Here is a 20,739-nt window from a genome sequence, read left to right as displayed (position 1 = left end):
GTAATGTATTCAGACCCTGTGACCAGTGTCAAACCTCGGGGAGGTTCGCTGGAACGGCGGGCATTTGCAAGCGGAACTTGAGAAACAGCTTGAGCGTCGACCACTACGAGAACTTCCCTGTTGCGTCGCTGCTGTGCCCGCCCGCGCTACGGCCGGCGGTCGTGGCCATCTACCACTTCGCGCGCACGGCCGACGACCTGGCCGACGAGGGTGCCGCCACCGCTGCGCAGCGCCGGCAGGATCTGCAGGACTACCGCGCCGACCTGACTGCCGTCGTCGCCGGGCAGGCGCCCTCCCCGCGCTGGGCCCGGGTGTTCGCACCCCTGGCGCATGAGATGCGCCGGCTGCAACCCACGCTGCTGCACGACCTGCTGGACGCCTTCGAGCAGGATCTGGCGCCGCCCCGCTACCGCGACCGCGCTCACCTGCTGGACTACTGCCGCCGCTCGGCCAACCCGGTCGGGCGCCTGCTGCTCGGGCTGTATGGCGTGGACGACGCCGACTCGCTGCGCCGTTCCGACGCCATCTGCTCGGCGCTGCAACTCATCAACTTCTGGCAGGACTTCAGCCGCGACGGCCCCAACGGCCGGCTCTACGTGCCACAGCCCGACCTGGACCGCCACGGGCTGAGCGCCGACGACGTGCTCGCCTGCCGCGACAGCCCCGCTGCCCGCGCGCTGATCCGCGACCTGTGCGGCTGGGCACGGACGCTGATGCAGGACGGCGCGTCGCTGGCGCTGACCCTGCGCGGCCGCGCCGGCTGGGAGTTGCGCCTCGTCGTGCAGGGCGGCCTGCTCATCCTGGACAAGATTGCCGCCGGCGACCATGACAGCCTGCGACGCCGCCCCGCCGTCACTGCCTGGGATCTTCCCAGGCTGCTGTGGCGTGCGCTGACAATGCGCGCCACATCATGACCCCAGAGCAATACGTCCAGGAGAAAGCCGCCGCCAGCGGCTCGAGCTTCTATTACGCCTTCCTGTTCCTGCCGCCACCCCGGCGCGCGGCCATCACGGCCTTCTACGCGTTCTGCCGCGAGGTCGACGACGTCGTCGACGAAACGCAGGACGCCGGCGTCGCCGCGACCAAGCTGGCCTGGTGGCGCAAGGAGGCGGCCGCCGCATTTGCCGGCCAGCCCAGCCACCCGGCCATGAAGGCGCTGATGCCGCACACAAAGGCCTACGACATCCGGCTGGAGCACCTGCTGGCCGTCGTCGAAGGCTGCGAGATGGACCTGCAGCAAACGCGCTATCTGGACTACGCGGGCCTCGCGCGCTACTGCCACCTGGTGGCAGGCGTCGTCGGCGAGGTGGCCAGCGGCATCTTCGGCCGCACGCAGCCGCAGACCGTCGAGTACGCCCACAAGCTGGGCCTGGCTATGCAGTTGACTAACATCATCCGCGACGTCGGCGACGACGCGCGGCGTGGCCGCATCTACCTGCCAGTGAACGAACTGCAGCAGTTCGGCGTCAAGGCCAACGAGATCCTGCTGCGCAGCAAGCCCTGGGGCTACAGCGAGCGCTTCACGGCGCTGATGCAGTTCCAGGCCGAGCGTGCGCACCGCCTGTACGACGAGGCCGTCGCCCTGCTGGCCGAAGCCGACCGCAGCGCCCAGAAGCCCGGCCTGATGATGGCCAACATCTACCGCGCACTGCTCGTCGAGATCGAGCGCGAACAGTTCCAGGTGCTGCACCAGCGCATCGCGCTGACGCCGGTGCGCAAGCTCTGGATCGCGATGAAAACTAACTGGCGCGGACATTGAAGGTCGCCATCGTTGGAGGCGGCTGGGCCGGCATCTCGGCGGCCGTCACGCTGGCCGATGCGGGCCATGACATCACCGTCTTCGAGATGGCGCCGCAACTCGGCGGCCGGGCCCGCAGCGTGGCAGGGGCGCCTGAGTACGACAACGGCCAGCACATCCTCATCGGCGCCTACCGCGACAGCCTGGCGCTGATGCGCCAGCTCGGGGTCGACCCCGAACAGGTGCTGAAGCGGCTGCCACTGTCCCTGCCCTATCCCGGCGAGCCCGGCCTGCAGCTGCCACCCGGGCCGCCGCTGATCGCCTTCGCGCGCGGCGTGCTGGCGCACCGCGGCTGGCCGCTCGGCGCCCGGCTGGGGCTGCTGGCCGCCGCCGGCAGCTGGCTGGCGCGGGGCTTTCGCTGCGGCGAGCGCCTGAGCGTCGCAGAGCTCTGCGCCGGCCTGCCGGCGGTCGTGAAGCGCGATCTCGTCGAGCCGTTGTGCGTCGCCGCGCTGAACACAGCGGCCGCCCAAGCCAGCGCACGAGTGTTCCTGCGCGTGCTGCGAGACGCGCTGTTCAGCGGCGCCGGCAGCGCCGACCTGCTGCTGCCGCGCCGGCCGCTGTCCGAGCTGCTCGCCGGGCCGGCGACGGCGTGGCTGGGCGAGCGGCTGCGCCTGGGTGCGCGCGTGCGCCAGATCGCCCCCGGCTGGCACGTTGACGGCGAGCCGTTCGACGCCGTCGTGCTGGCCTGCACCAGCGTGGAAGCTGCGCGGCTGACCGCCGGCATCGCACCCGCGTGGTCGGCCACTGCGCAGGGCCTGGACTTCGAACCCATCATCACCGTCTATCTGTACAGCCCCGGCAGCGCGCTGCCCGCCCCTATGCTGGCGCTGCGCGAGTGCCAGGATGCACCAGCCCAATTCGTCTTCGACCACGGCGCGCTGGGCGGGGCACCGGGACGCTTCGCCTTCGTCGTCAGCGGCGCCGCGCCCTGGGTGGCGAGCGGCGGCGCCGCCGAGGCCGTGCTGGCCCAGGCGACGCGCGAGCTGACCTGGGCCACGCCGCCCGTCATCGACAAGGTGCTAACCGAGAAGCGCGCCACCTTCGCCTGCACGCCGGGCCTGCCGCGCCCGGCGGCCTACATCGCGCCGGGCCTGTGGGCGGCGGGCGACTACATTGACGGCCCCTACCCTGCGACGCTGGAAGGTGCTGTGCGCGCAGGCCGCGCGGCCGCTCAGGGCGTGGTGGCCGGCGTGGGCAGAGGCGCGAACGGCGCCGCCAGCGGCTCGCCGACGAACACGCCCTGCGCCGGCCAGGCCACGCTGCGCCAGTAGGCCTCCAGCGCGCTGACGCCCTGGCCGTAGGCCTGCATCAGTGCCTGCGGGTGCGGGAACTTCTGGACGTGATTGCAAGGCTCGCTGACCGTGCCGTAGCTGGCCGTCGCGCCGGCATCGATCCAGTCGAGCACGCTCATCTGGCCTTCGCCGGCCGCACGGTCGAGCTGGCCGCCAAAGGATGTCAGGTGATCCGCCAGCGCCCCCGGCAGCCACTCGCCGCCTAGCGGCGCCGGCACGCGGGCCAGGCCGGTCTGGTAGACCAGCGTGCGGCGTATGTCGGGCAACGCACTGCTGTGGACACGCACCACCGCCAAGCCCGCCACGCCAGGCACTGCGCCCGCGGGCGGGAACAGGCGTTCACGCACGTTTCGGGCGATGTCCGGCGTGGCAGCGAGGTAGGCCTGGGCCGGTACGGCGCCGGCTACAGCCAGCGTGTGGTCAGCCGCGATGCCCCGTTCGATCATCGCCAGCGCCGCCGGCACCGAGCGGGCAGCCAGCTGCATCGCCGGCCGCATGCCCAGCACAGGCCAGGGCCGTGCTCCGGTGTAGCCCGGGTAGGGGCTGGGCCGCGTGGCCGCGCAGGAGTTCGCGCACAGCTCCGGCAGCAGGCCCAGCGCCAACGCACTGGTCAGCGCATTGCAGGCCACCGCATAGGGCTGCACCCAGGCGAGCGCCAGGCCGTTGACGCCCTCGGGCATGTGGCCGCGCACGGCTTCGTCCAGCGCACTGAACTCCTGCGGCGTCAGGCTGGCGCGCAGCGGCATCTGCACGCGCAGCACATGGGCGTCAGGGATGCCGCGCCGGCGGGCGTAGTACTCCCCCACGGCCACCGAGTACGGGTCGGCCGTGTTGATCACCAGGCCCAGGCTGCCTGCCGTGATGCGGCCGTGCAGCCGGGGCCAGGATGACCAGCGAGCGCCGGAGTCAGCCGCGGCCGCCTGAGGCTGGGCCAACGAGCCGAGCAGCAATAAGGCCAGAATTTGCCACGTTCTGAACACCGCTTTCGCCATACAAAACAACCGCAATCTCCCCGACAATGCCCGCATGAAACCCAAAGAAGCGCAGACGCCCGCGATCCAGGTGCTGGAGCGCATGTTTGCGCTGCTGGATGTGCTGGCCCAGCACCAGGATCCGGTGTCGCTGAAGGCGCTGTCCGAGGCCACCGGCCTGCACCCATCGACGGCCCACCGCATTCTGAATGACCTGACGCTGGGGCGTTTCGTGGACCGGCCCGAGGCGGGCAGCTACCGCCTGGGCATGCGCATGCTCGAGCTGGGCAACCTCGTAAAGGCGCGGCTGGACGTGCGCGATGCCGCGCTGCCGGCCATGCGCGAGCTGCACAAGTTCACCCACCAGCCGGTCAACCTGTCGGTGCGCCAGGGCGACGAGATCGTCTACATCGAACGCACCTATTCCGAGCGCTCGGGCATGCAGGTCGTGCGGGCCGTCGGCGGCCGCGCGCCGCTGCACCTCACGTCGGTCGGCAAGCTCTTCCTGGCCAGCGACGACAGCTCGCGCGTGCGCGCGTACGCGACGCGCACCGGCCTGGCCGGCCACACCCGCAACAGCCTCACCGAAGTTGGCGCGCTGGAGCGCGAGCTCGCGGCCGTGCGCCAGCGCGGCATCGCGCGCGACGACGAGGAGCTGGAGCTGGGCGTGCGCTGCATGGCCGCCGGCATCTACGACGACCAGGCCAAGCTGGTGGCCGGCCTGTCCATTTCCGCGCCGGCCGACCGGCTGGAGGAAGGCTGGGTCGTGCGGCTCAAGGAAACGGCCGCACAGATCTCGGCAGCCCTGGGCCACCGCGGCTGAGGCCGCCGCGCAAACCCCAAACGCAAACGCGGCGCCGAGGCGCCGCGTTTGCGTTCAGGCCTGCCGCCTCAGAGCTTGGCAGCGACCGCCGCGTCGCCCTGTAGCGACGTCAGCCACTTGCGCATGCGCTCGGCGTCCGCGATACGCGCGCTCTTGCCGCTGGAATCCAGGAACACCATGATGAGCTTGCGGCCGGCCATGCTGGCCTGCATGACGACGCACTTGCCGGCCTCGTTGATGAAACCGGTCTTCTGCAGGCCGATGTCCCACAGCGGGTTGGCCAGCAGGCCGTTGGTGGAGCGGAACTGCACCATGCGCTTGCCCAGCGCCACGCGGGCCTCACGAGAGGTGGACATGTCGCGCAGGATGGGCACCTGGCTGGTCACATCCACCAGCTTGGCCAGGTCTGCCGCGCTGCTCTGGTTGCGGCTGGACAAGCCGGTGGGCTCGACGTAGTGCGTGTCCGTCATGCCCAGGCTGGCGGCCTTGGCGTTCATGGCCGCCACGAAGGCGGCCAGGCCGCCGGGGTAATGCCGGCCCAGCGCATGGGCGGCGCGGTTCTCGCTGGACATCAGCGCCAGGTGCAGCATCTCGGCGCGCGTCAGCGTCGTGCCGAAGGCCAGGCGCGAACCGGTGTTCTTCTCGGTGTCCTTGTCCTCGACGGTCACGGTGAGCTTCTCGTCCATCGACAGGCCGGACTCGACAACCACCAGGGCCGTCATCAGCTTGGTGATGGACGCGATGGGCAGCACCGCCTGCGGGTTCTTGGAGAACAGCACCTCGTTGGTGTCCTGATCCAGCACATAGGCGACGCTGGACTTCAGCGACAGCGGGTCGTCCGCCTCGTGCAGGCCAGCCGCCTGCCCAAAGGTGGGCGCTGCGCGCACCACCGGCTTGCGCACGACAACCGAGCGTACCTTGCGCGTGGGCGCCGGTGCCGGCTTGGCCTTGGCCTTGGCAACTTTGGCGGTCTTGGCCTTGGCGGGCTTGTTGGCGGCCACGGACTGGGCTGCGGCGCTGTAGGACGACAGGCCCAGACAAAGACTCAGGAAAGCGGCGGCAAATGGAATCTTCAACGGTGTCCCCAACAGCAGAGTGGCAGTGTAAGTGACGCCAAAAACATCGACAAGATAAGAACTTAGACCACAAACCTCAAGTGAGGTCTCTGAGCCGCCGTTCCCGGCCTGACGGCGGTTTTCGTGTGAGCAAGTAGGCCTGGGCCGACAGCGCAGCGGTATCGGGATCAGCCCGCAAACGGCGACCATGGCACGCCCACAGCCCGATTCTGTCGGCATCCGCCCTGCCCGAACAGGCGAGTACCCCGGCGTTTGCGCGCCAGATTCCACGCGAAGCGCCCAGGCGACGCAGGCCGGCCGCCTCCCGGCGGCTGCCCTGCGCGTAGCGCGGATCAGCCCTGGGCGGCGACGCGCTCGCTCTTGCTCTGCAGCTTGTTGAGGGCGCTCAGGTAGGCCTTGGCGGACGCGACGACGATGTCCGGGTCCGCGCCCACACCGTTGACGACGCGGCCGGCATGCTGCAGCCGCACCGTCACCTCCCCCTGGGACTCGGTACTGCCGCCGGTGATGGCATTGACCGAGTACAGCAGCATCTCGGCGCCAGACTGCACGACCGACTCGATGGCCTGCAGCGTCGCATCCACCGGGCCGTTGCCGTCACTCTCGGCACGGTGCTCCTGCGCGCCCATTGCAAAGACGATGGCGGCGTGCGGGCGCTCGCCGGTCTCGCTGCGCTGGGACAGCGACAGCAGCCGAAAATGCTCCTGCTCGGACGTGACGGACTCGTCCATGACGAGGGCAATGATGTCCTCGTCGAAGATCTCGTTCTTGCGGTCGGCCAGGTCCTTGAAGCGCACGAAGGCGGCGTTGACCTCAGCCTCGCTCTCCAGCTGGATGCCCAGTTCCTGCAGGCGCTGCTTGAAGGCGTTGCGGCCCGACAGCTTGCCCAGCACGATCTTGTTCGCCGCCCAGCCCACGTCCTCGGCGCGCATGATCTCGTAGGTGTCGCGCGCCTTCAGCACGCCGTCCTGGTGAATGCCGCTCGCGTGGGCAAAGGCATTCGCGCCGACGACTGCCTTGTTGGGCTGCACGACGAAGCCGGTGGTCTGCGACACCAGCTTGGACGCCGGCACGATCTGCGAGGTCTCGATGCCGACATCCAGGCCGAAGTAATCGCGCCGCGTCTTGACGGCCATGACGACCTCTTCGAGCGAGCAGTTGCCAGCGCGCTCGCCCAGGCCGTTGATGGTGCACTCGATCTGGCGTGCGCCGCCGATCTTGACGCCAGCCAGCGAGTTGGCCACTGCCATGCCCAGGTCGTTGTGGCAGTGCACGCTCCAGATCGCCTGGTCGGAGTTGGGCACCTTCTCGCGCAGGCGGCGGATGAAGTCACCGTAGAGCTCGGGGATGCCGTAGCCGACCGTGTCGGGGATGTTGATGGTGCCGGCGCCTTCGCGGATAACGGCCTCGCAGACGCGGGCCAGGAAATCGATGTCGGAGCGGTAGCCATCCTCGGGCGAGAACTCGATGTCGCCACACAGGTTGCGGGCAAAACGCACCGCCAGCGTCGCCTGGTCCAGCACCTGCTCGCGCGTCATGCGCAGCTTCTTCTCCATGTGGAGTTCGCTCGTGGCGATGAAGGTGTGGATGCGTGCGCGGTGGGCGGGCTGCAGCGCCTCGGCGGCGCGCGAGATGTCGCGGTCATTGGCGCGGGCCAGCGAGCAGATGGTGCTGTCCTTCACGGCCGCGGCAATGGCACGCACGGCCTCGAAGTCGCCATTGCTGGACGCGGCAAAGCCGGCCTCGATGACGTCGACCTTCATGCGCTCCAGCTGACGCGCGATGCGCAGCTTCTCGTCACGCGTCATGGACGCGCCGGGCGACTGTTCGCCGTCACGCAGCGTGGTGTCAAAAATGATGAGCTTGTCGGTCATTGCGCGTTTTCCTCTCGTTGTTGGGGCACGGTCACCGGCGCGCGCGCCAGGCCGGACAGGATGGCCTGCATGGACGCACGCACGATGCTGCCATCGATGCCCACGCCGTGGCGCGTCACGTCGCCGACACGGATTTCCAGGTAGGCGACGGCTCGGGCATCGGCACCGCTGCCGATGGCATGCTCGTGATAGTCCAGCACGCGGACGTCCTCGCCGAGGCGGGTAGACAGTGCCTGCACGAAGGCGTCGATGGGGCCGTTGCCCTCGCCCTGCACATGGCCCACCCAGCTGCCCAGCACGACCTCGGCCGACACCCGCATGGTGCCGCCCGCGACCTCGCTCATCTGCGGCTGCACCACAGCGGCGGCTGCGTCGCCGATGCCGTACTCGCGCTCGAAGATGGCATAGATGTCGGCTGCGGTCAGCTCCTTGCCGGCGTCGTCCATGACGCGCTGCACGACCTGGCTGAACTCGATTTGCAGCCGACGCGGCAGCTCCAGGCCGTACTCGGCCTCCAGCAGGTAGGCGATGCCGCCCTTGCCCGACTGGCTATTGACGCGGATGACCGCGTCGTAGCTGCGCCCCAGGTCCTTGGGGTCGATGGGCAGGTAGGGCATGTCCCAGACGTCGCCGGGCTGGCGCGCGGCGAAGGCCTTCTTGATGGCGTCCTGGTGGGAGCCGGAGAAGGAGGTGTACACGAGATCGCCCACGTAGGGATGGCGTGGGTGGACCGGGATCTGCGTGCAGTGCTCGACGCAGCGGCGCACCTCGTCGATGTCCGAGAAGTCCAGCTGCGGGTCCACACCCTGGGTGTAGAGATTCAGTGCGATGTTGACGAGGTCGACGTTGCCGGTGCGCTCGCCGTTGCCGAACAGGCAGCCCTCGATGCGATCCGCGCCGGCCATCAGCGCCAGCTCGCCGGCCGCCGTGCCCGTGCCGCGGTCGTTGTGCGGATGGACCGACAGCACGATCGATTCGCGACGCTCAAGGTGGCGATGCATCCACTCGATCATGTCGGCAAAGATGTTGGGCGTGCTGTGCTCGACGGTGGATGGCAGGTTGATGATGCACTTGCGGTCAGGCGTGGGCGCCCAGACTTCCGTGACTGCATCAACGACGCGCTTGCTGAAGTCCAGCTCCGTGCCGGAGAACATCTCGGGCGAGTACTCGAAGCGCCAGTCCGTGCTCGGCCGGGCGGCGGCCAGTTCCTTGATCTGACGGGCATGCGTGGCGGCGAGTTCGACGATGCCTGCCTCGTCCTGCCCCAGCACGACGCGGCGCATGATGGGCGCCACCGCGTTGTAGACATGGACGATGACGCGCTTGGCGCCGTCCAGCGCCTCGAAGGTGCGCTCGATCAGGTGGCTGCGCGCCTGCGTCAGCACCTGGATGCTGACGTCGTCGGGGATGTGCCCGCCGTCGATGAGCAGGCGCACGAAATCGAACTCGGTCTGCGACGCGGACGGGAAGCCGACCTCGATCTCCTTGAAGCCGATCTTCACCAGCTGCTGGAACATGCGCAGCTTGCGCGCGATGTCCATGGGCTCGATGAGAGCCTGGTTGCCGTCACGCAGGTCGGTGCTCAGCCAGATCGGCGCACGGGTCAGCACGGCATCGGGCCAGGTGCGGTCCGGCAGTGCGATCGGGGCGAAGGGGCGGTACTTGAGCTGCGGTTGCTTCAACATGGGAGGTCCATCCGAGAGGTGGGTGGCGCAACCGGCAGCCTTGGAAAACACGAACGGCCCGCTGCGGTTGCAAACGGGCCGTTGGGGTCAGGGGAGCGTGCGTGCGAACAGGCGTGACTGACTAGCGAACCCGTGGTTCCTCTAGGGCTAGTAGCAGTTGAATTCGCGCTGCGCCGATCATGGGAGTGGAATCTAGCACGAACGCCTATTGATGCAAGCCGCGCTCATCGGGTTCGTCGGTGCTCGTGGAGATCACGCTGACCGGCTTCCCCTTGGCCTTGCGCCAGCCGTAGATCACATAGCCCGACAGGCCGTAAACGCAGAAGGCACCGAACAAAACACGCGATGGGTCCAGCGCCGCCAGGCCGATGGCGAGCATGATCAGCACCAACACGATGAAGGGCACGCTGCGCCGGCGGTCGAAGACTTTGAAGCTGTAGAAGGGCGCATTCGTGACCATCGAAAGCCCGGCGAACAGCGTGACGCCATAGGCAGTCCAGGCCACCCAGCCGCCCGGCTCGACGCCGCTGTAGCTGGCCTGATCCACCACGGCCCAGATCAGCCCGATGACCAGCGCCGCCGCTGCCGGGCTGGGCAGGCCCTGGAAGTAGCGCTTGTCGACCACGCCGATGTTGACGTTGAAGCGCGCCAGCCGCAGCGCCGCACCGGCGATATAGACGAAGGCCGGGATCCAGCCCGGCTTGCCCATGTCCTTCAGCGCCCACATGTAGACGATGAGGGCCGGGGCAGCGCCGAAGGCCACCATGTCGGACAGGCTGTCCATCTGCTCGCCGAAGGCGGACTGCGTATTGGTCATGCGCGCGACGCGGCCGTCCAGGCTGTCGAGGATGGCGGCGGCGAAGATGGCCACGCAGGCCACCTCGAACCTGCCATTCATGGCCATCACGATGGCATAGAAGGCACTGAACAGCGAAGCCAGCGTGATGGCATTGGGCAGCGCGTAGATGCCTTTGCGGCGGGGGCGAACGGCGAGGCTGGGCTCGTCGTCCTCGATCGGGTCAGGAGTCATGGCCGGCAGGATAGCAGCGCGACAAAAGCAAAAGGCCGCGCCCTCGCGGACGCGGCCTTTCTCGGGAAGCCGAGGCTCAGTTCTTGGCCTTGTCGACCAGCTTGTTGGCCTTGATCCAGGGCATCATGTCGCGCAGCTTGGCACCGACCTGCTCGATGGGGTGCTCGGCGGTCAGGCGGCGGCGGCTGATCAGCGTCGGAGCGCCGGCCTTGTTCTCCAGGATGAAGGACTTGGCGTATTCGCCAGTCTGGATGTCCTTCAGGCACTGGCGCATCGCGTTCTTGGTGTCCTCGGTCACCACGCGCGGGCCGGTGACGTACTCACCGTACTCGGCGTTGTTGGAGATCGAGTAGTTCATGTTGCCGATGCCGCCTTCGTAGATCAGATCCACGATCAGCTTGAGCTCGTGCAGGCACTCGAAGTAGGCCATCTCAGGGGCGTAACCGGCTTCCGTCAGCGTCTCGAAGCCAGCCTTGATCAGCTCGACGGCGCCGCCGCACAGCACGGCCTGCTCGCCGAACAGGTCAGTCTCGGTCTCTTCACGGAACGAGGTCTCGATGATGCCGGCCTTGCCGCCGCCGTTGGCCGCGGCGTAGCTCAGGGCCAGGTCACGGGCCTTGCCGGTGGTGTCCTGGTAGATGGCGATCAGGTGGGGCACGCCGCCACCCTGGCGGTAGGTGCCACGCACGGTGTGGCCGGGGGCCTTGGGGGCAACCATCCAGACGTCGATGTCGGCGCGCGGCTGCACCTGCCCGTAGTGCACGTTGAAGCCGTGGGCGAAGGCCAGCGAGGCGCCGGCCTTCAGGTTGGGGGCGACTTCCTTGTTGTAAACATCGGCGATCTGCTCGTCGGGCAGCAGGATCATGACGACGTCGGCCGACTTCACGGCCTCGGCGATCTCGGCGACCTTCAGGCCGGCGCCTTCCGCCTTGGCCCAGGACGCGCCGCCGCGGCGCAGCGCCACGGTGACCTTGCAGCCGCTGTCGTTCAGGTTTTGCGCGTGGGCGTGGCCTTGTGAGCCGTAGCCGATGATGGTGACGTTCTTGCCCTTGATGAGGCTGAGATCGGCGTCCTTGTCGTAATAGACGTTCATGATGGGTCGCTCCAGGAAAAAAGGGTGGTGTTGGGGGTGAAGACGGATCAGACGCGCAGGATGCGCTCGCCGCGGCCGATGCCGCTGGCGCCGGTGCGGACGGTTTCCAGGATCGCCGCGCGGTCGATCGCGTCGATGAAGGCGTCGAGCTTGCCGGCGTCGCCGGTGAGCTCGATGGTGTAGGTCTTCTCGGTCACATCGATGATGCGGCCACGGAAGATGTCGGCAGTGCGCTTAATCTCCTCGCGCTCCTTGCCGACGGCGCGCACCTTGATGAGCATCAGCTCACGTTCGGTGTAATTGCCCTCGGTCAGGTCGACGACCTTGACGACCTCGATGAGGCGGTTCAGGTGCTTGGTGATCTGCTCGATGACCTCATCAGACCCGGTGGTCACGATGGTCATGCGCGACAGCGAGGCGTCCTCGGTCGGCGCGACGGTCAGGCTCTCGATGTTGTAGCCGCGGGCAGAGAACAGGCCGACGACGCGCGACAGCGCACCGGGCTCGTTCTCGATGAGCAAGGCAATGATGTGTTTCATGGGTTCTCGTCCTTCGCGCTCTTCAGCGCCACCGGCGGTAACCGGCGCACCTTGGCAACGGGTTCGATTTGAAGAGGTAAGCCCGCCGGGTCGGCTGTGCTCGTCATCCGCCGCCGGCATCGGCGAGGGCGGCAACCCTCGCCAACACCCACGGCTTCAGCCGGTCACAGGTCTTCCGACCCCAGCAGCATTTCCGAAATGCCCTTACCCGCCTTGACCATAGGCCAGACGTTCTCGGTCGGATCGGTACGGATGTCCAAGAACACGGTGCGATCCTTGAGGCGCATCGCTTCCTTCAGCGCCGGCTCCACATCCGACGGCTTCTCGACCAAGATGCCGACGTGGCCATAGGCCTCAGCCAGCTTCACGAAGTTGGGCAGCGCGTCCATGTAGCTGTGCGAGTAGCGGCCTTCGTAGTCCAGCTGCTGCCACTGGCGCACCATGCCGAGATACCGGTTGTTCAGCGAGACAATCTTGACCGGCGTCTTGTACTGGAAGCAGGTCGACAGCTCCTGGATGCACATCTGGATGCTGCCCTCGCCGGTGATGCAGAACACGTCCGATTCCGGCTTGGCCAGCTTGATGCCCATGGCGTACGGCAGGCCTACGCCCATCGTGCCCAGGCCACCGGAGTTGATCCAGCGGCGCGGCTCGTCGAACTTGTAGAACTGCGCGGCCCACATCTGGTGCTGGCCGACGTCCGACGTGATGTAGGTGTCGCGCTCGCGGGTCAGCTTCCACAGCGTGTCGACAACCATCTGCGGCTTGATGACCTCGTCCGAGCCCTTGTAGGCCAGGCAGTCACGGCGGCGCCAGTCGTTGATCTGGCTCCACCAGGCGTTGACGGCGTTTGCGTCCGGCTTGGCCTGCGCCTCCTTGAGCTGGGCGATCAGCTCCTGCAGCACGTCCTTGACGTCACCAACGATGGGGATGTCGACGCGCACGCGCTTGGAGATCGACGACGGGTCGATGTCCACATGGATGATCTTGCGCTCGACCGAGCCGAAGTGCTTGGGGTTGCCGATCACGCGGTCATCGAAGCGCGCGCCCACGGCCAGCAGCACGTCGCAGTGCTGCATGGTCATGTTGGCCTCGTAGGTGCCGTGCATGCCCAGCATGCCCAGGAAGCGCGGGTCGGTGCCGGGCATGGCGCCCAGGCCCATCAGCGTGTTCGTGCAGGGGAAGCCCAGCAGGTCCACCAGCTGGCGCAGCTCGGCCGTGGCTTCACCCAGGATGACGCCGCCGCCCGTGTAAATGTAGGGGCGCTTGGCCTGCAGCAGCAGCTGCACGGCCTTGCGGATCTGGCCACTGTGGCCCTTCTTGGCCGGCACGTAGGAGCGCATCTCGATGCGCTCGGGGTAGTGGAAGGTCGTGCGCGCCAGCGACACGTCCTTGGGGATGTCCACCACCACCGGGCCAGGGCGGCCGGTGCGGGCGATGTGGAAGGCCTTCTTCAGCGTGACGGCCAAGTCGCGCACGTCCTTGACGAGGAAGTTGTGCTTGACGATGGGGCGCGTGATGCCGACCGTGTCGCACTCCTGGAAGGCGTCCAGGCCGATGGCCGGCGTCGGGACCTGCCCGGTGATGATCACCATCGGGATGGAGTCCATGTAGGCGGTGGCGATGCCGGTGACGGCATTCGTCACGCCCGGGCCCGATGTCACCAGCGCCACACCCACTTCGCCCGTCGCCCGAGCGAAGCCGTCGGCAGCATGCACCGCAGCCTGCTCATGACGCACCAGCACGTGCTGGATGCTGTCCTGCTTGTAGAGCGCGTCGTAGATGTAGAGCACCGCGCCACCGGGGTAGCCCCAGAGGTGACGCACCCCTTCGGCCTGCAGGCAGCGAACGAGGATTTCGGAGCCGTTGAGCTCCGCGGTGGGGGAATTGGGGGAGGAAGATTGCGGCTGCGCCAGGGCGGCGCGCTTTGTTTCCGCGGCAGACATGTCCATTTTTAGAACCTCTGTGAATTTCTCTAACGAAAAACCATTGGTGCCCCTCTTCTCGCCCTCATGAGGCGGATTCGGAGCCTGCGCGGTCATCAGATGACGCCCCAGTCGGGCGGCCACTGGGAGACCAGACTCATTGTGCGAAGCAGCATTATGCCGACGGAAAAGCGTCGAGCCTTCGTATGAGACGAATGCCATAATCCGCGCCGCTCCTTGCGACGCCCTCAGCCTTGGCCACCGACAAAGAACTCAACGATTTCCTGCGCAACGTGGACCGCCGTGCCTTCAAACGCACGGCCTACCTCGTCCGCGACGACGATGCCGCGCTGGACATCGTGCAGGACGCCATGATCAAGCTAGCCGAGAACTACTTCGACCGCCCGGCGGCGGAGCTGCCCCTGCTGTTCCAGCGCATCCTGTCCAACGCCACGATGGATCACTTCCGTCGGCAGAAGACGCGCAACGCCGTCATGACCAACATGTCGGAGTTCGAAGGCGGTGGCGCCGACGAGGACTTCGACCTGCTGGAAGTGCTGGAAACCCAGGACGGCGCGCTCGGCGCTCTGAGTGCGGCCGACGAAGTCAGCCGCGCACAGATCTTGCAACGAATTGACGCGGAGGTGCAGGAACTGCCTGCCCGTCAACGAGAAGCCTTCCTGCTGCGTTACTGGGAGGAACTGGATGTTGCCGAGACTGCCGCCGTGATGGGTTGCTCCGAGGGCAGCGTGAAAACGCACTGCTCCCGGGCCGCTCACGCATTGGCGAAAGCGCTCAAGGCCAAGGGGATCACGCTATGAAGTCGCCAAATTTTTCTGCCGCTGCTGACGAACTCGATGCCCGCGTCTCGCGCTTTGGCCGGCAGGTGGCTGCAGGCCTGACCGAGCAAAGCGCGGCCTTGCCGCACGACGTGGCGGAACGGCTGCGCTTCGCGCGTGAGCAGGCGCTCGCGCGCGCCGCCCAGGCCCGTGCAGCCCAGGTGGCCAGTGTGCCGGCCGCCGTGGTGATAGCCCAGGCCGAGGCGACGCTGGCACTGGGCGGCGACAATGGTGGCAATGGTCTGTGGGCCAAGCTGGTGTCAGCGCTGCCGCTGCTGCTGCTGGTGGCCGGCCTGCTGCTGATGCAGCGCAGCCACGTCAACGAACAGATCGCCGCCACCGCCGAAGTCGACTCCGAGCTGCTCAGCGACAGCCTGCCGCCGGCCGCATTCAGTGACCCCGGCTTTGCCGAGTTCCTGCGCGATGCCGAAGAATGACCGCATGCGCATGAGCCCAGGCACGCTGATCACTCCCTGCTTCCGGCTGTTTATGACCCTGCTGCTCGGCGCGGCGGGGTTTTCTGCTTTTGCACAGGCCACGGAAACAGCCGCTGCACCGGCTGCGGCCGCCTCCGATGCCGCGCCCGTGGCCCGCACGCGCCCGCTGGCCAAGCCGGTGGCGCCGACCGCCTTGAGCACGCCTCCGGCCACCTGGGCGGCGCTGACGCCCAAGCAACAAGCCCTGCTCGCACCGCTGGAGCGCGACTGGGCGGGCATCTCCGACGCGCAGCGCAGCAAGTGGCTGAGCGCCACACCGACGCTGGCGACCATGTCCGGGGAAGAGATCAAGCGGGTGCACGACCGAATCCGCGACTGGACGGCCATGAGCCCGGCGGATCGGTTGAACGCGCGCATCGGCTTCCAGGTCGCCCGCCAGCTGACGGCCGAGCAGCGTCAGGCACGTTGGGAGGCCTATCAGGCCCTGCCCGCCGAGGAGCGCCAGGCGCTGGCCGACAAGGCCGTCGCCCGCCGCCAGGCGCAAGCAGCGGCGCGTCCGGCCAAGACGCTGGCCGCCCAGCCCAAGTCCAACATCGTGCCGGCTGCGCCCAAGCTGCTGCCCGCCGTCCCGGTGGCCGCGAGCGTCGTGCAAGCCCGACCGGGCGCCACGACGGTGCTGATGACACGCAAGCTGACTCCGCCCCTGCACCACACGGCGGGTGAGACCAAGGTCGTCGCCGACCCAGCCCTGGTGGACCCGAAGACGCTGCTGCCACTGTCGCTGAAGGCGCCCGCTGCGTCCGCCCCTCGCCGATGACCACGCTGCCGGCCCCTGGCGCCACGCCTCCCGGCCTGGCGCGCCGCTTCGCAGCGCTGCTGTACGAAGGCGTGCTGCTGTTCGGCGTGATGTTCTTCGCCTGCTTCGTCTACGTCGTGCTGACGCGCCAGAAGGACGCGCTGTTCGGCCTGCCTGGCTATGTGTTTGCGTTCGTGGTGCCGGCCCTCTATTTCGTGACCTTCTGGACGCGCAGCGGCCAGACGCTGGCGCTGAAGACCTGGCATCTGCGCATCGTCGACGGCCATGGGCATCCGCTGGGCACGGCCCGCGCGCTGGCACGCTACGCGCTGGGCTGGCTGTGGGTGCTACCCGGCCTGAGCCTGTGGCAGTTCGGCGTGCGCGGCTGGGCGCTGTCCGGCGCGCTGCTGGGCTGGATGCTGCTCTACGGCGCGCTGTCGCGCCTGCTGCCGCACCGGCAATTCCTGCATGACGTGCTCTGCGGTTCGCGCGTCATCACCCAACTTCCGTTGCGCTCATGAGCAACCCGCACAAAGGCCGCACCGGCCTGGATCGCATCCTGCACGCTGCCGGCTATTCCTGGGCCGGGCTCAAGGCGGCCTACACCGGCGAGAGCGCCTTCCGCCAGGAGACCTGGCTGGTCATCGTGGCCACGCCGCTGGCGTTCTGGCTGGGCCGGGACTGGGTGCAGGTCTCGCTGCTGCTGGGCTCGCTGTTGTTGGTGCTCATCGTCGAGCTGCTGAACTCGGCCATCGAGGCCGTGGTGGACCGCGTCTCGTTCGAGCTGCACCACCTGTCCAAGCGCTCCAAGGACATCGCGAGCGCCGCCGTGCTGCTGTCGCTGCTGCTGGCCGGCGGCGTCTGGGGTGCTGCACTCTGGCAGCACCTGCGCTGAGCCAGGCTCAGACGGCGGCTTCGTCCGTCTCGCCCGTGCGGATGCGCACGACCTGCTCCACCGTCTGCACGAAGATCTTGCCGTCGCCGATCTTGCCGGTCTTGGCGGCCTTCAGGATGGCGTCGATGCAGCGCTCGACCTCGTCGTCCTTCACGACGACCTCGACCTTGACCTTGGGCAGGAAGTCGACGACGTACTCGGCGCCGCGGTAGAGCTCGGTGTGTCCCTTCTGGCGGCCGAAGCCCTTGACCTCGGTGACCGTCAGGCCGGAGGCGCCGACTTCGGCCAGCGCTTCGCGGACCTCGTCGAGCTTGAAGGGTTTGATGATGGCGGTGATCTGCTTCATGGGGCGAGGCTCCTGGGTTCGTCTGAGGTCGATTTAAGCATGTTCGTCCGGGATGCGATCCAGATCGGTCAGCCAGACGGCCGCCTCTGAATCGCTGGGCGCCCGCCAGTCACCGCGTGGCGACAGCGAGCCGCCGCTGCCGACCTTGGGCGCGTTCGGCACGCAACTGCGCTTGAACTGGCTGCCCTTGAAGAAGCGCTGCACGAAGATGCGCAGCACGCGTTTGATCTCGGCCAGCGCATAGGTCTCCTGCCAGGCATGGCGTGCCAGGTAGGCGACCTTGGCCGGCGCATAGCCGTGGCGCAGCGTGTAGAACAGGTTGAAGTCCTGCAGCGCGTAGGCGCCCACGGTGGCCTCGGTGCTCTGCATGCTGCCGGGGATGAGCTCGGGGCTGATCTCGGTGTCGAGGATGTCCAGCAGCACCTGCGTGTCCGTGCTGGCGCCCAGCTGATGGGTGTCGGCCACCCAACGAACCAGGTGCTGGATCAGCGTCTTGGGCACGCTGGCGTTCACGTTGTAGTGCGACATGTGGTCGCCCACGCCGTAGGTACACCAGCCCAGCGCCAGCTCTGACAGGTCGCCCGTACCCAGCACCAGGCCGCCGCTCAGGTTGGCCAGGCGGAACAGGTGGTTGGTGCGCTCGCCGGCCTGCACGTTCTCGAAGGTGATGTCGTAGACAGGCTGCTCGTCACGGTGCGGATGGCCGATGTCCTGCAACATCTGCAGGCAGCTGGGCCGGATGTCGATCTCGCGCGCCTCGCAGCCCACGGCCACCATCAGGCGCAGCGCCTGCGCGCGGGTGCGCTCGCCGGTGGCGAAGCCGGGCATGGTCACGCCGATGATGTTCGTACGCGGCAGGCCCAGTGCGTCCATCGCGCGGGCGGCCACGAGCAGCGCGTGCGTGGAGTCCAGCCCGCCCGAGATGCCCACCACCAGCTTTTGGATACCGCTGGACGCCAGGCGCTGCGTCAGGCCCTGGACCTGGATGCTGTAGACCTCCTCGCAGCGATCATCGCGGCGGCCGTGATCGGCTGGCACATACGGGAAGCGCTCGACGCGGCGGCGCAGCGCCAGCGGCTGCTCGTGGTCCAGGCCCAGCGTGAACGCCTGCCGACGAAAGCCCGCCAGCAGCGCTGCATGCAGCCGCACGGACTGGCCGAAGCTGGTCTGCCGCATACGCTCGCGGGCCAGGCGCTCCAGGTCCACGTCCGCCGTCACCAGCTGCGAGCGGCGCTGGAAGCGCTCGGACTCGACCAGCAGCTCGCCGTTCTCGCAGACCAGCGCCTGGCCGTCCCAGGCCAAATCAGTCGTCGACTCGCCTGCGCCGGCCGACGAATAAACATAGGCCGCCAGGCAACGCGCCGACTGCTGCGACACCAGCTGGCGCCGGTAGCCCGCCTTGCCGACGACGACGTTGGAGGCCGACAGGTTGACCAGCACGGTCGCGCCGGCCAGCGCGGCGAACGACGACGGCGGGATGGGCGTCCACACGTCCTCGCAGATCTCCACATGCAGGCGCAGCAGCGGCAGGTCGTCAGCGGTGAAGATCTGGCGACTGCCGAAGGGCACGGTCTGGCCCAGCAGCGTGAGCGTGTCGACCGTTGCTTCCTCGCCCGAGCAGAACTGGCGCGCCTCGTAGAACTCGCCATAGTTGGGCAGGAAGGTCTTGGGCACCACACCCAGGATGCGGCCGCGCTGCAGCACCACCGCGCAATTGAACAGCCGCTGTTCGACGCGCAGCGGCAGGCCGACAACCGCGACCACGGGCAGGTCCACCGAGGCCGCCAGCACCGCCGTGAGCGCAGCCTCGCAGCCATCCAGCAGCGCGCGCTGGTGGAACAGGTCGTCGCAGGTGTAGGCCGACAGGCCCAGCTCCGGGAATGCCACGACGGCCGCGCCCTCGGCCGCCGCCTGGCGCAGCAGGGCAATGGTCTGCTGGGCGTTGAAGGCCGGGTCGGCCACACGACACAGCGGCATGCCCACGGCGAGGCGGGCGAAGTCATGGCTGTAGAGGTTGTCGAAATGCATGGGCCGCATCCTGCCATCAAGCGGCGCGCCACGGCGCCAGCAAGGCAGCCTGGCCCGCCACGAGAAACCCGCCAGCCCGCGCTGAATGCCCGGAGGCGATCCAATAGCGGCATGCCGACCTTGCGCGTCCACGACTCCCCCGCCGCCCTGCCCCGCGACGCCTGGAACCAGCTGCTCGCCGCCGCACCGCGGCCCACGCCCTTCATGCGCCACGAATACCTGCGGGCCCTGCACGACGCCGGCTCGGCAACAGCCGACACCGGCTGGCAGCCGCTGTTCCTGGGCCTGTGGGACGACGAGCGCCTGCTGGCGGCCTGCCCCGTCTGGCTGAAAACGCACTCCTACGGTGAGTACGTGTTCGACTGGGCATGGGCCGAGGCCTACCACCGCCACGGCCTGCGCTACTACCCCAAGCTGCTGGTGGCCGTGCCGTTCACGCCGGTGCCGGGCAGCCGGCTGCTGGCCGTGGACGACGAGGCTCGTCAGCTGCTAGCACATGGGCTGCGCGGCCTGGTCAACGAGACCAAGGCCTCATCGCTGCACGTGCTGTTCGGCGACGAGGCCGACCAGGCCTCACTGGCCGCCGCGGGCTGCGCCGCGCGCAGCGGCGTGCAATTCCACTGGACGGCCGAGGGCGATGCCGACTTCACCAACTTCCTCGCGCGGCTGCACCGCGACAAGCGCAAGAAGATCCAGCAGGAACAGCGCCGCGTGCGCGAGGCCGGCGTCGTGTTCGAGGCCCGTGAAGGTGCGGCCATCACGGCCGAGGACTGGGACTACTTCTACCGCTGCTACCAGCAGACCTACCGCGAGCACCGCAGCACGCCCTACCTCAGCCGCGACTTCTTCGCCCGCATGGCCAACACTATGGCCGAGCACTGGCTGATGTTCACGGCCATGCGCGCCGGTGAGCGCGTGGCGGCCTCGCTGATCGCGCTAGACCCGGGGCGCCGCGCCGCGTTCGGCCGCTACTGGGGCGCCACCGAGCACATCCCCAACCTGCACTTCGACGCCTGCTACTACCAACCGCTGACCTGGTGCATCGCGAACGGCTACGCGCGCTTCGAGGGCGGCGCGCAGGGCGAGCACAAGATGGCCCGCGGGCTGATGCCCACGCCGACGGCCTCCAGCCACTGGCTGGCCCACCCGGGGTTCGCCGACGCCGTCAGCGACTTCCTGGCCCGCGAGGGCGAGGCCATGACGGGCTATCTGAGCGAACTCAGCGAGCATGGGCCCTACAAAGCAAAAGACGCCGCGGATGCGGCGTCTTCATGATCGGGCGCGGGGCCGGA

Annotated in this window: 20 protein-coding genes; 10 read left to right on the top strand and 10 right to left on the bottom strand. The window is 68.1% G+C overall.

The features are described 5' to 3' along the window. Positions 1-89: 89 nt before the first annotated feature. Genes hpnC through hpnE form a run of 3 tightly spaced genes read left to right on the top strand, consistent with a single transcriptional unit; the run spans position 90 to position 3,069 of the window. Complete coding sequence (gene hpnC, locus ACG0Z3_RS09370) at positions 90-914, top strand: squalene synthase HpnC (RefSeq protein ID WP_394397091.1); 825 nt, start codon at positions 90-92, stop codon at positions 912-914. Next, positions 911-1,759 (top strand): presqualene diphosphate synthase HpnD, encoded by an 849-nt coding sequence (gene hpnD / locus ACG0Z3_RS09365; RefSeq protein WP_394397089.1) that lies wholly within the window; start codon positions 911-913, stop codon positions 1,757-1,759. Before hpnC ends, hpnD begins: the two co-directional genes overlap by 4 nt. Next, positions 1,756-3,069, top strand: a complete 1,314-nt coding sequence (gene hpnE / locus ACG0Z3_RS09360) for a hydroxysqualene dehydroxylase HpnE (protein WP_394397088.1) — start codon at positions 1,756-1,758, stop codon at positions 3,067-3,069. The genes hpnD and hpnE overlap by 4 nt, the downstream gene beginning before the upstream one ends. Here hpnE and ACG0Z3_RS09355 read toward each other — a convergent pair. Beyond that, complete coding sequence (locus ACG0Z3_RS09355) at positions 2,970-4,025, bottom strand: TIGR03790 family protein (RefSeq protein ID WP_394397087.1); 1,056 nt, start codon at positions 4,023-4,025, stop codon at positions 2,970-2,972. The two genes, hpnE and ACG0Z3_RS09355, sit on opposite strands and share 100 nt — an antisense overlap. A gap of 91 nt (positions 4,026-4,116) precedes the next feature. On the opposite strand from ACG0Z3_RS09355, the gene ACG0Z3_RS09350 reads away from it, so the two are divergent. After that, on the top strand, positions 4,117-4,884 hold the full coding sequence (locus tag ACG0Z3_RS09350; RefSeq protein WP_394397086.1) for an IclR family transcriptional regulator: 768 nt from the start codon (positions 4,117-4,119) through the stop codon (positions 4,882-4,884). A 68-nt stretch (positions 4,885-4,952) separates the two neighbouring features. Here ACG0Z3_RS09350 and pbpG read toward each other — a convergent pair whose 3' ends face one another. The 7 genes from pbpG to ACG0Z3_RS09315 form a co-directional block, all read right to left on the bottom strand. After that, positions 4,953-5,954, bottom strand: a complete 1,002-nt coding sequence (gene pbpG, locus ACG0Z3_RS09345; protein ID WP_419964728.1) for a D-alanyl-D-alanine endopeptidase — start codon at positions 5,952-5,954, stop codon at positions 4,953-4,955. Between the two features lie 338 nt (positions 5,955-6,292). Beyond that, a complete protein-coding gene (locus ACG0Z3_RS09340) occupies positions 6,293-7,834 on the bottom strand; it encodes a 2-isopropylmalate synthase (protein WP_394397084.1) in 1,542 nt (513 codons plus the stop codon). Continuing rightward, positions 7,831-9,519 carry a 2-isopropylmalate synthase gene (gene leuA / locus ACG0Z3_RS09335; RefSeq protein ID WP_394397082.1) on the bottom strand — a complete coding sequence of 563 codons (1,689 nt, stop codon included), beginning with the start codon at positions 9,517-9,519 and terminating at the stop codon, positions 7,831-7,833. Before leuA ends, ACG0Z3_RS09340 begins: the two co-directional genes overlap by 4 nt. A gap of 205 nt (positions 9,520-9,724) precedes the next feature. Further along, positions 9,725-10,549: a CDP-diacylglycerol--serine O-phosphatidyltransferase gene (pssA, locus tag ACG0Z3_RS09330; RefSeq protein WP_394397080.1), complete on the bottom strand. Its 825-nt coding sequence runs from the start codon at positions 10,547-10,549 to the stop codon at positions 9,725-9,727. A gap of 76 nt (positions 10,550-10,625) precedes the next feature. After that, positions 10,626-11,642 (bottom strand): ketol-acid reductoisomerase, encoded by a 1,017-nt coding sequence (ilvC, locus tag ACG0Z3_RS09325; RefSeq protein WP_394397079.1) that lies wholly within the window; start codon positions 11,640-11,642, stop codon positions 10,626-10,628. Between the two features lie 47 nt (positions 11,643-11,689). After that, a complete protein-coding gene (gene ilvN / locus ACG0Z3_RS09320) occupies positions 11,690-12,181 on the bottom strand; it encodes an acetolactate synthase small subunit (protein ID WP_268168339.1) in 492 nt (163 codons plus the stop codon). A gap of 164 nt (positions 12,182-12,345) precedes the next feature. Beyond that, the gene (locus ACG0Z3_RS09315) at positions 12,346-14,133 is read right to left on the bottom strand and encodes an acetolactate synthase 3 catalytic subunit (protein WP_394397078.1); all 1,788 of its coding nucleotides are present in this window, start codon (positions 14,131-14,133) and stop codon (positions 12,346-12,348) included. A 227-nt stretch (positions 14,134-14,360) separates the two neighbouring features. Here ACG0Z3_RS09315 and ACG0Z3_RS09310 point away from each other — a divergent pair, with 227 nt between their 5' ends. The 5 genes from ACG0Z3_RS09310 to ACG0Z3_RS09290 are packed head-to-tail and all read left to right on the top strand — an operon-like array spanning position 14,361 to position 17,073. Beyond that, on the top strand, positions 14,361-14,927 hold the full coding sequence (locus tag ACG0Z3_RS09310; RefSeq protein WP_394397077.1) for an RNA polymerase sigma factor: 567 nt from the start codon (positions 14,361-14,363) through the stop codon (positions 14,925-14,927). Then, complete coding sequence (locus ACG0Z3_RS09305) at positions 14,924-15,382, top strand: DUF3619 family protein (RefSeq protein WP_394397076.1); 459 nt, start codon at positions 14,924-14,926, stop codon at positions 15,380-15,382. Before ACG0Z3_RS09310 ends, ACG0Z3_RS09305 begins: the two co-directional genes overlap by 4 nt. Before the next feature lie 52 nt (positions 15,383-15,434). Beyond that, complete coding sequence (locus ACG0Z3_RS09300) at positions 15,435-16,199, top strand: DUF3106 domain-containing protein (protein WP_394397075.1); 765 nt, start codon at positions 15,435-15,437, stop codon at positions 16,197-16,199. Further along, positions 16,196-16,699 carry an RDD family protein gene (locus ACG0Z3_RS09295; protein WP_394397074.1) on the top strand — a complete coding sequence of 168 codons (504 nt, stop codon included), beginning with the start codon at positions 16,196-16,198 and terminating at the stop codon, positions 16,697-16,699. Before ACG0Z3_RS09300 ends, ACG0Z3_RS09295 begins: the two co-directional genes overlap by 4 nt. After that, positions 16,696-17,073: a diacylglycerol kinase gene (locus tag ACG0Z3_RS09290; RefSeq protein WP_394397073.1), complete on the top strand. Its 378-nt coding sequence runs from the start codon at positions 16,696-16,698 to the stop codon at positions 17,071-17,073. Before ACG0Z3_RS09295 ends, ACG0Z3_RS09290 begins: the two co-directional genes overlap by 4 nt. Before the next feature lie 7 nt (positions 17,074-17,080). On the opposite strand, the gene ACG0Z3_RS09285 is transcribed toward ACG0Z3_RS09290, so the two are convergent. Together ACG0Z3_RS09285 and ACG0Z3_RS09280 are read right to left on the bottom strand one after the other, a co-directional pair. Beyond that, entirely contained in the window at positions 17,081-17,419 is a 339-nt protein-coding gene (locus ACG0Z3_RS09285) for a P-II family nitrogen regulator (protein WP_394397071.1), read from the bottom strand. Positions 17,420-17,452: 33 nt separating this feature from the next. Continuing rightward, a complete protein-coding gene (locus ACG0Z3_RS09280) occupies positions 17,453-19,456 on the bottom strand; it encodes an NAD(+) synthase (RefSeq protein ID WP_394397070.1) in 2,004 nt (667 codons plus the stop codon). Between the two features lie 102 nt (positions 19,457-19,558). On the opposite strand from ACG0Z3_RS09280, the gene ACG0Z3_RS09275 reads away from it, so the two are divergent. Then, a complete protein-coding gene (locus ACG0Z3_RS09275) occupies positions 19,559-20,722 on the top strand; it encodes a GNAT family N-acetyltransferase (protein ID WP_394397068.1) in 1,164 nt (387 codons plus the stop codon). The last annotated feature ends 17 nt before the right edge of the window (positions 20,723-20,739 follow it).

The organism is Pelomonas margarita, assembly GCF_043555875.1.
GTDB classification, from domain to species: domain Bacteria; phylum Pseudomonadota; class Gammaproteobacteria; order Burkholderiales; family Burkholderiaceae_C; genus Pelomonas; species Pelomonas margarita.
This window is presented reverse-complemented; position numbering and strand designations above follow the sequence as displayed.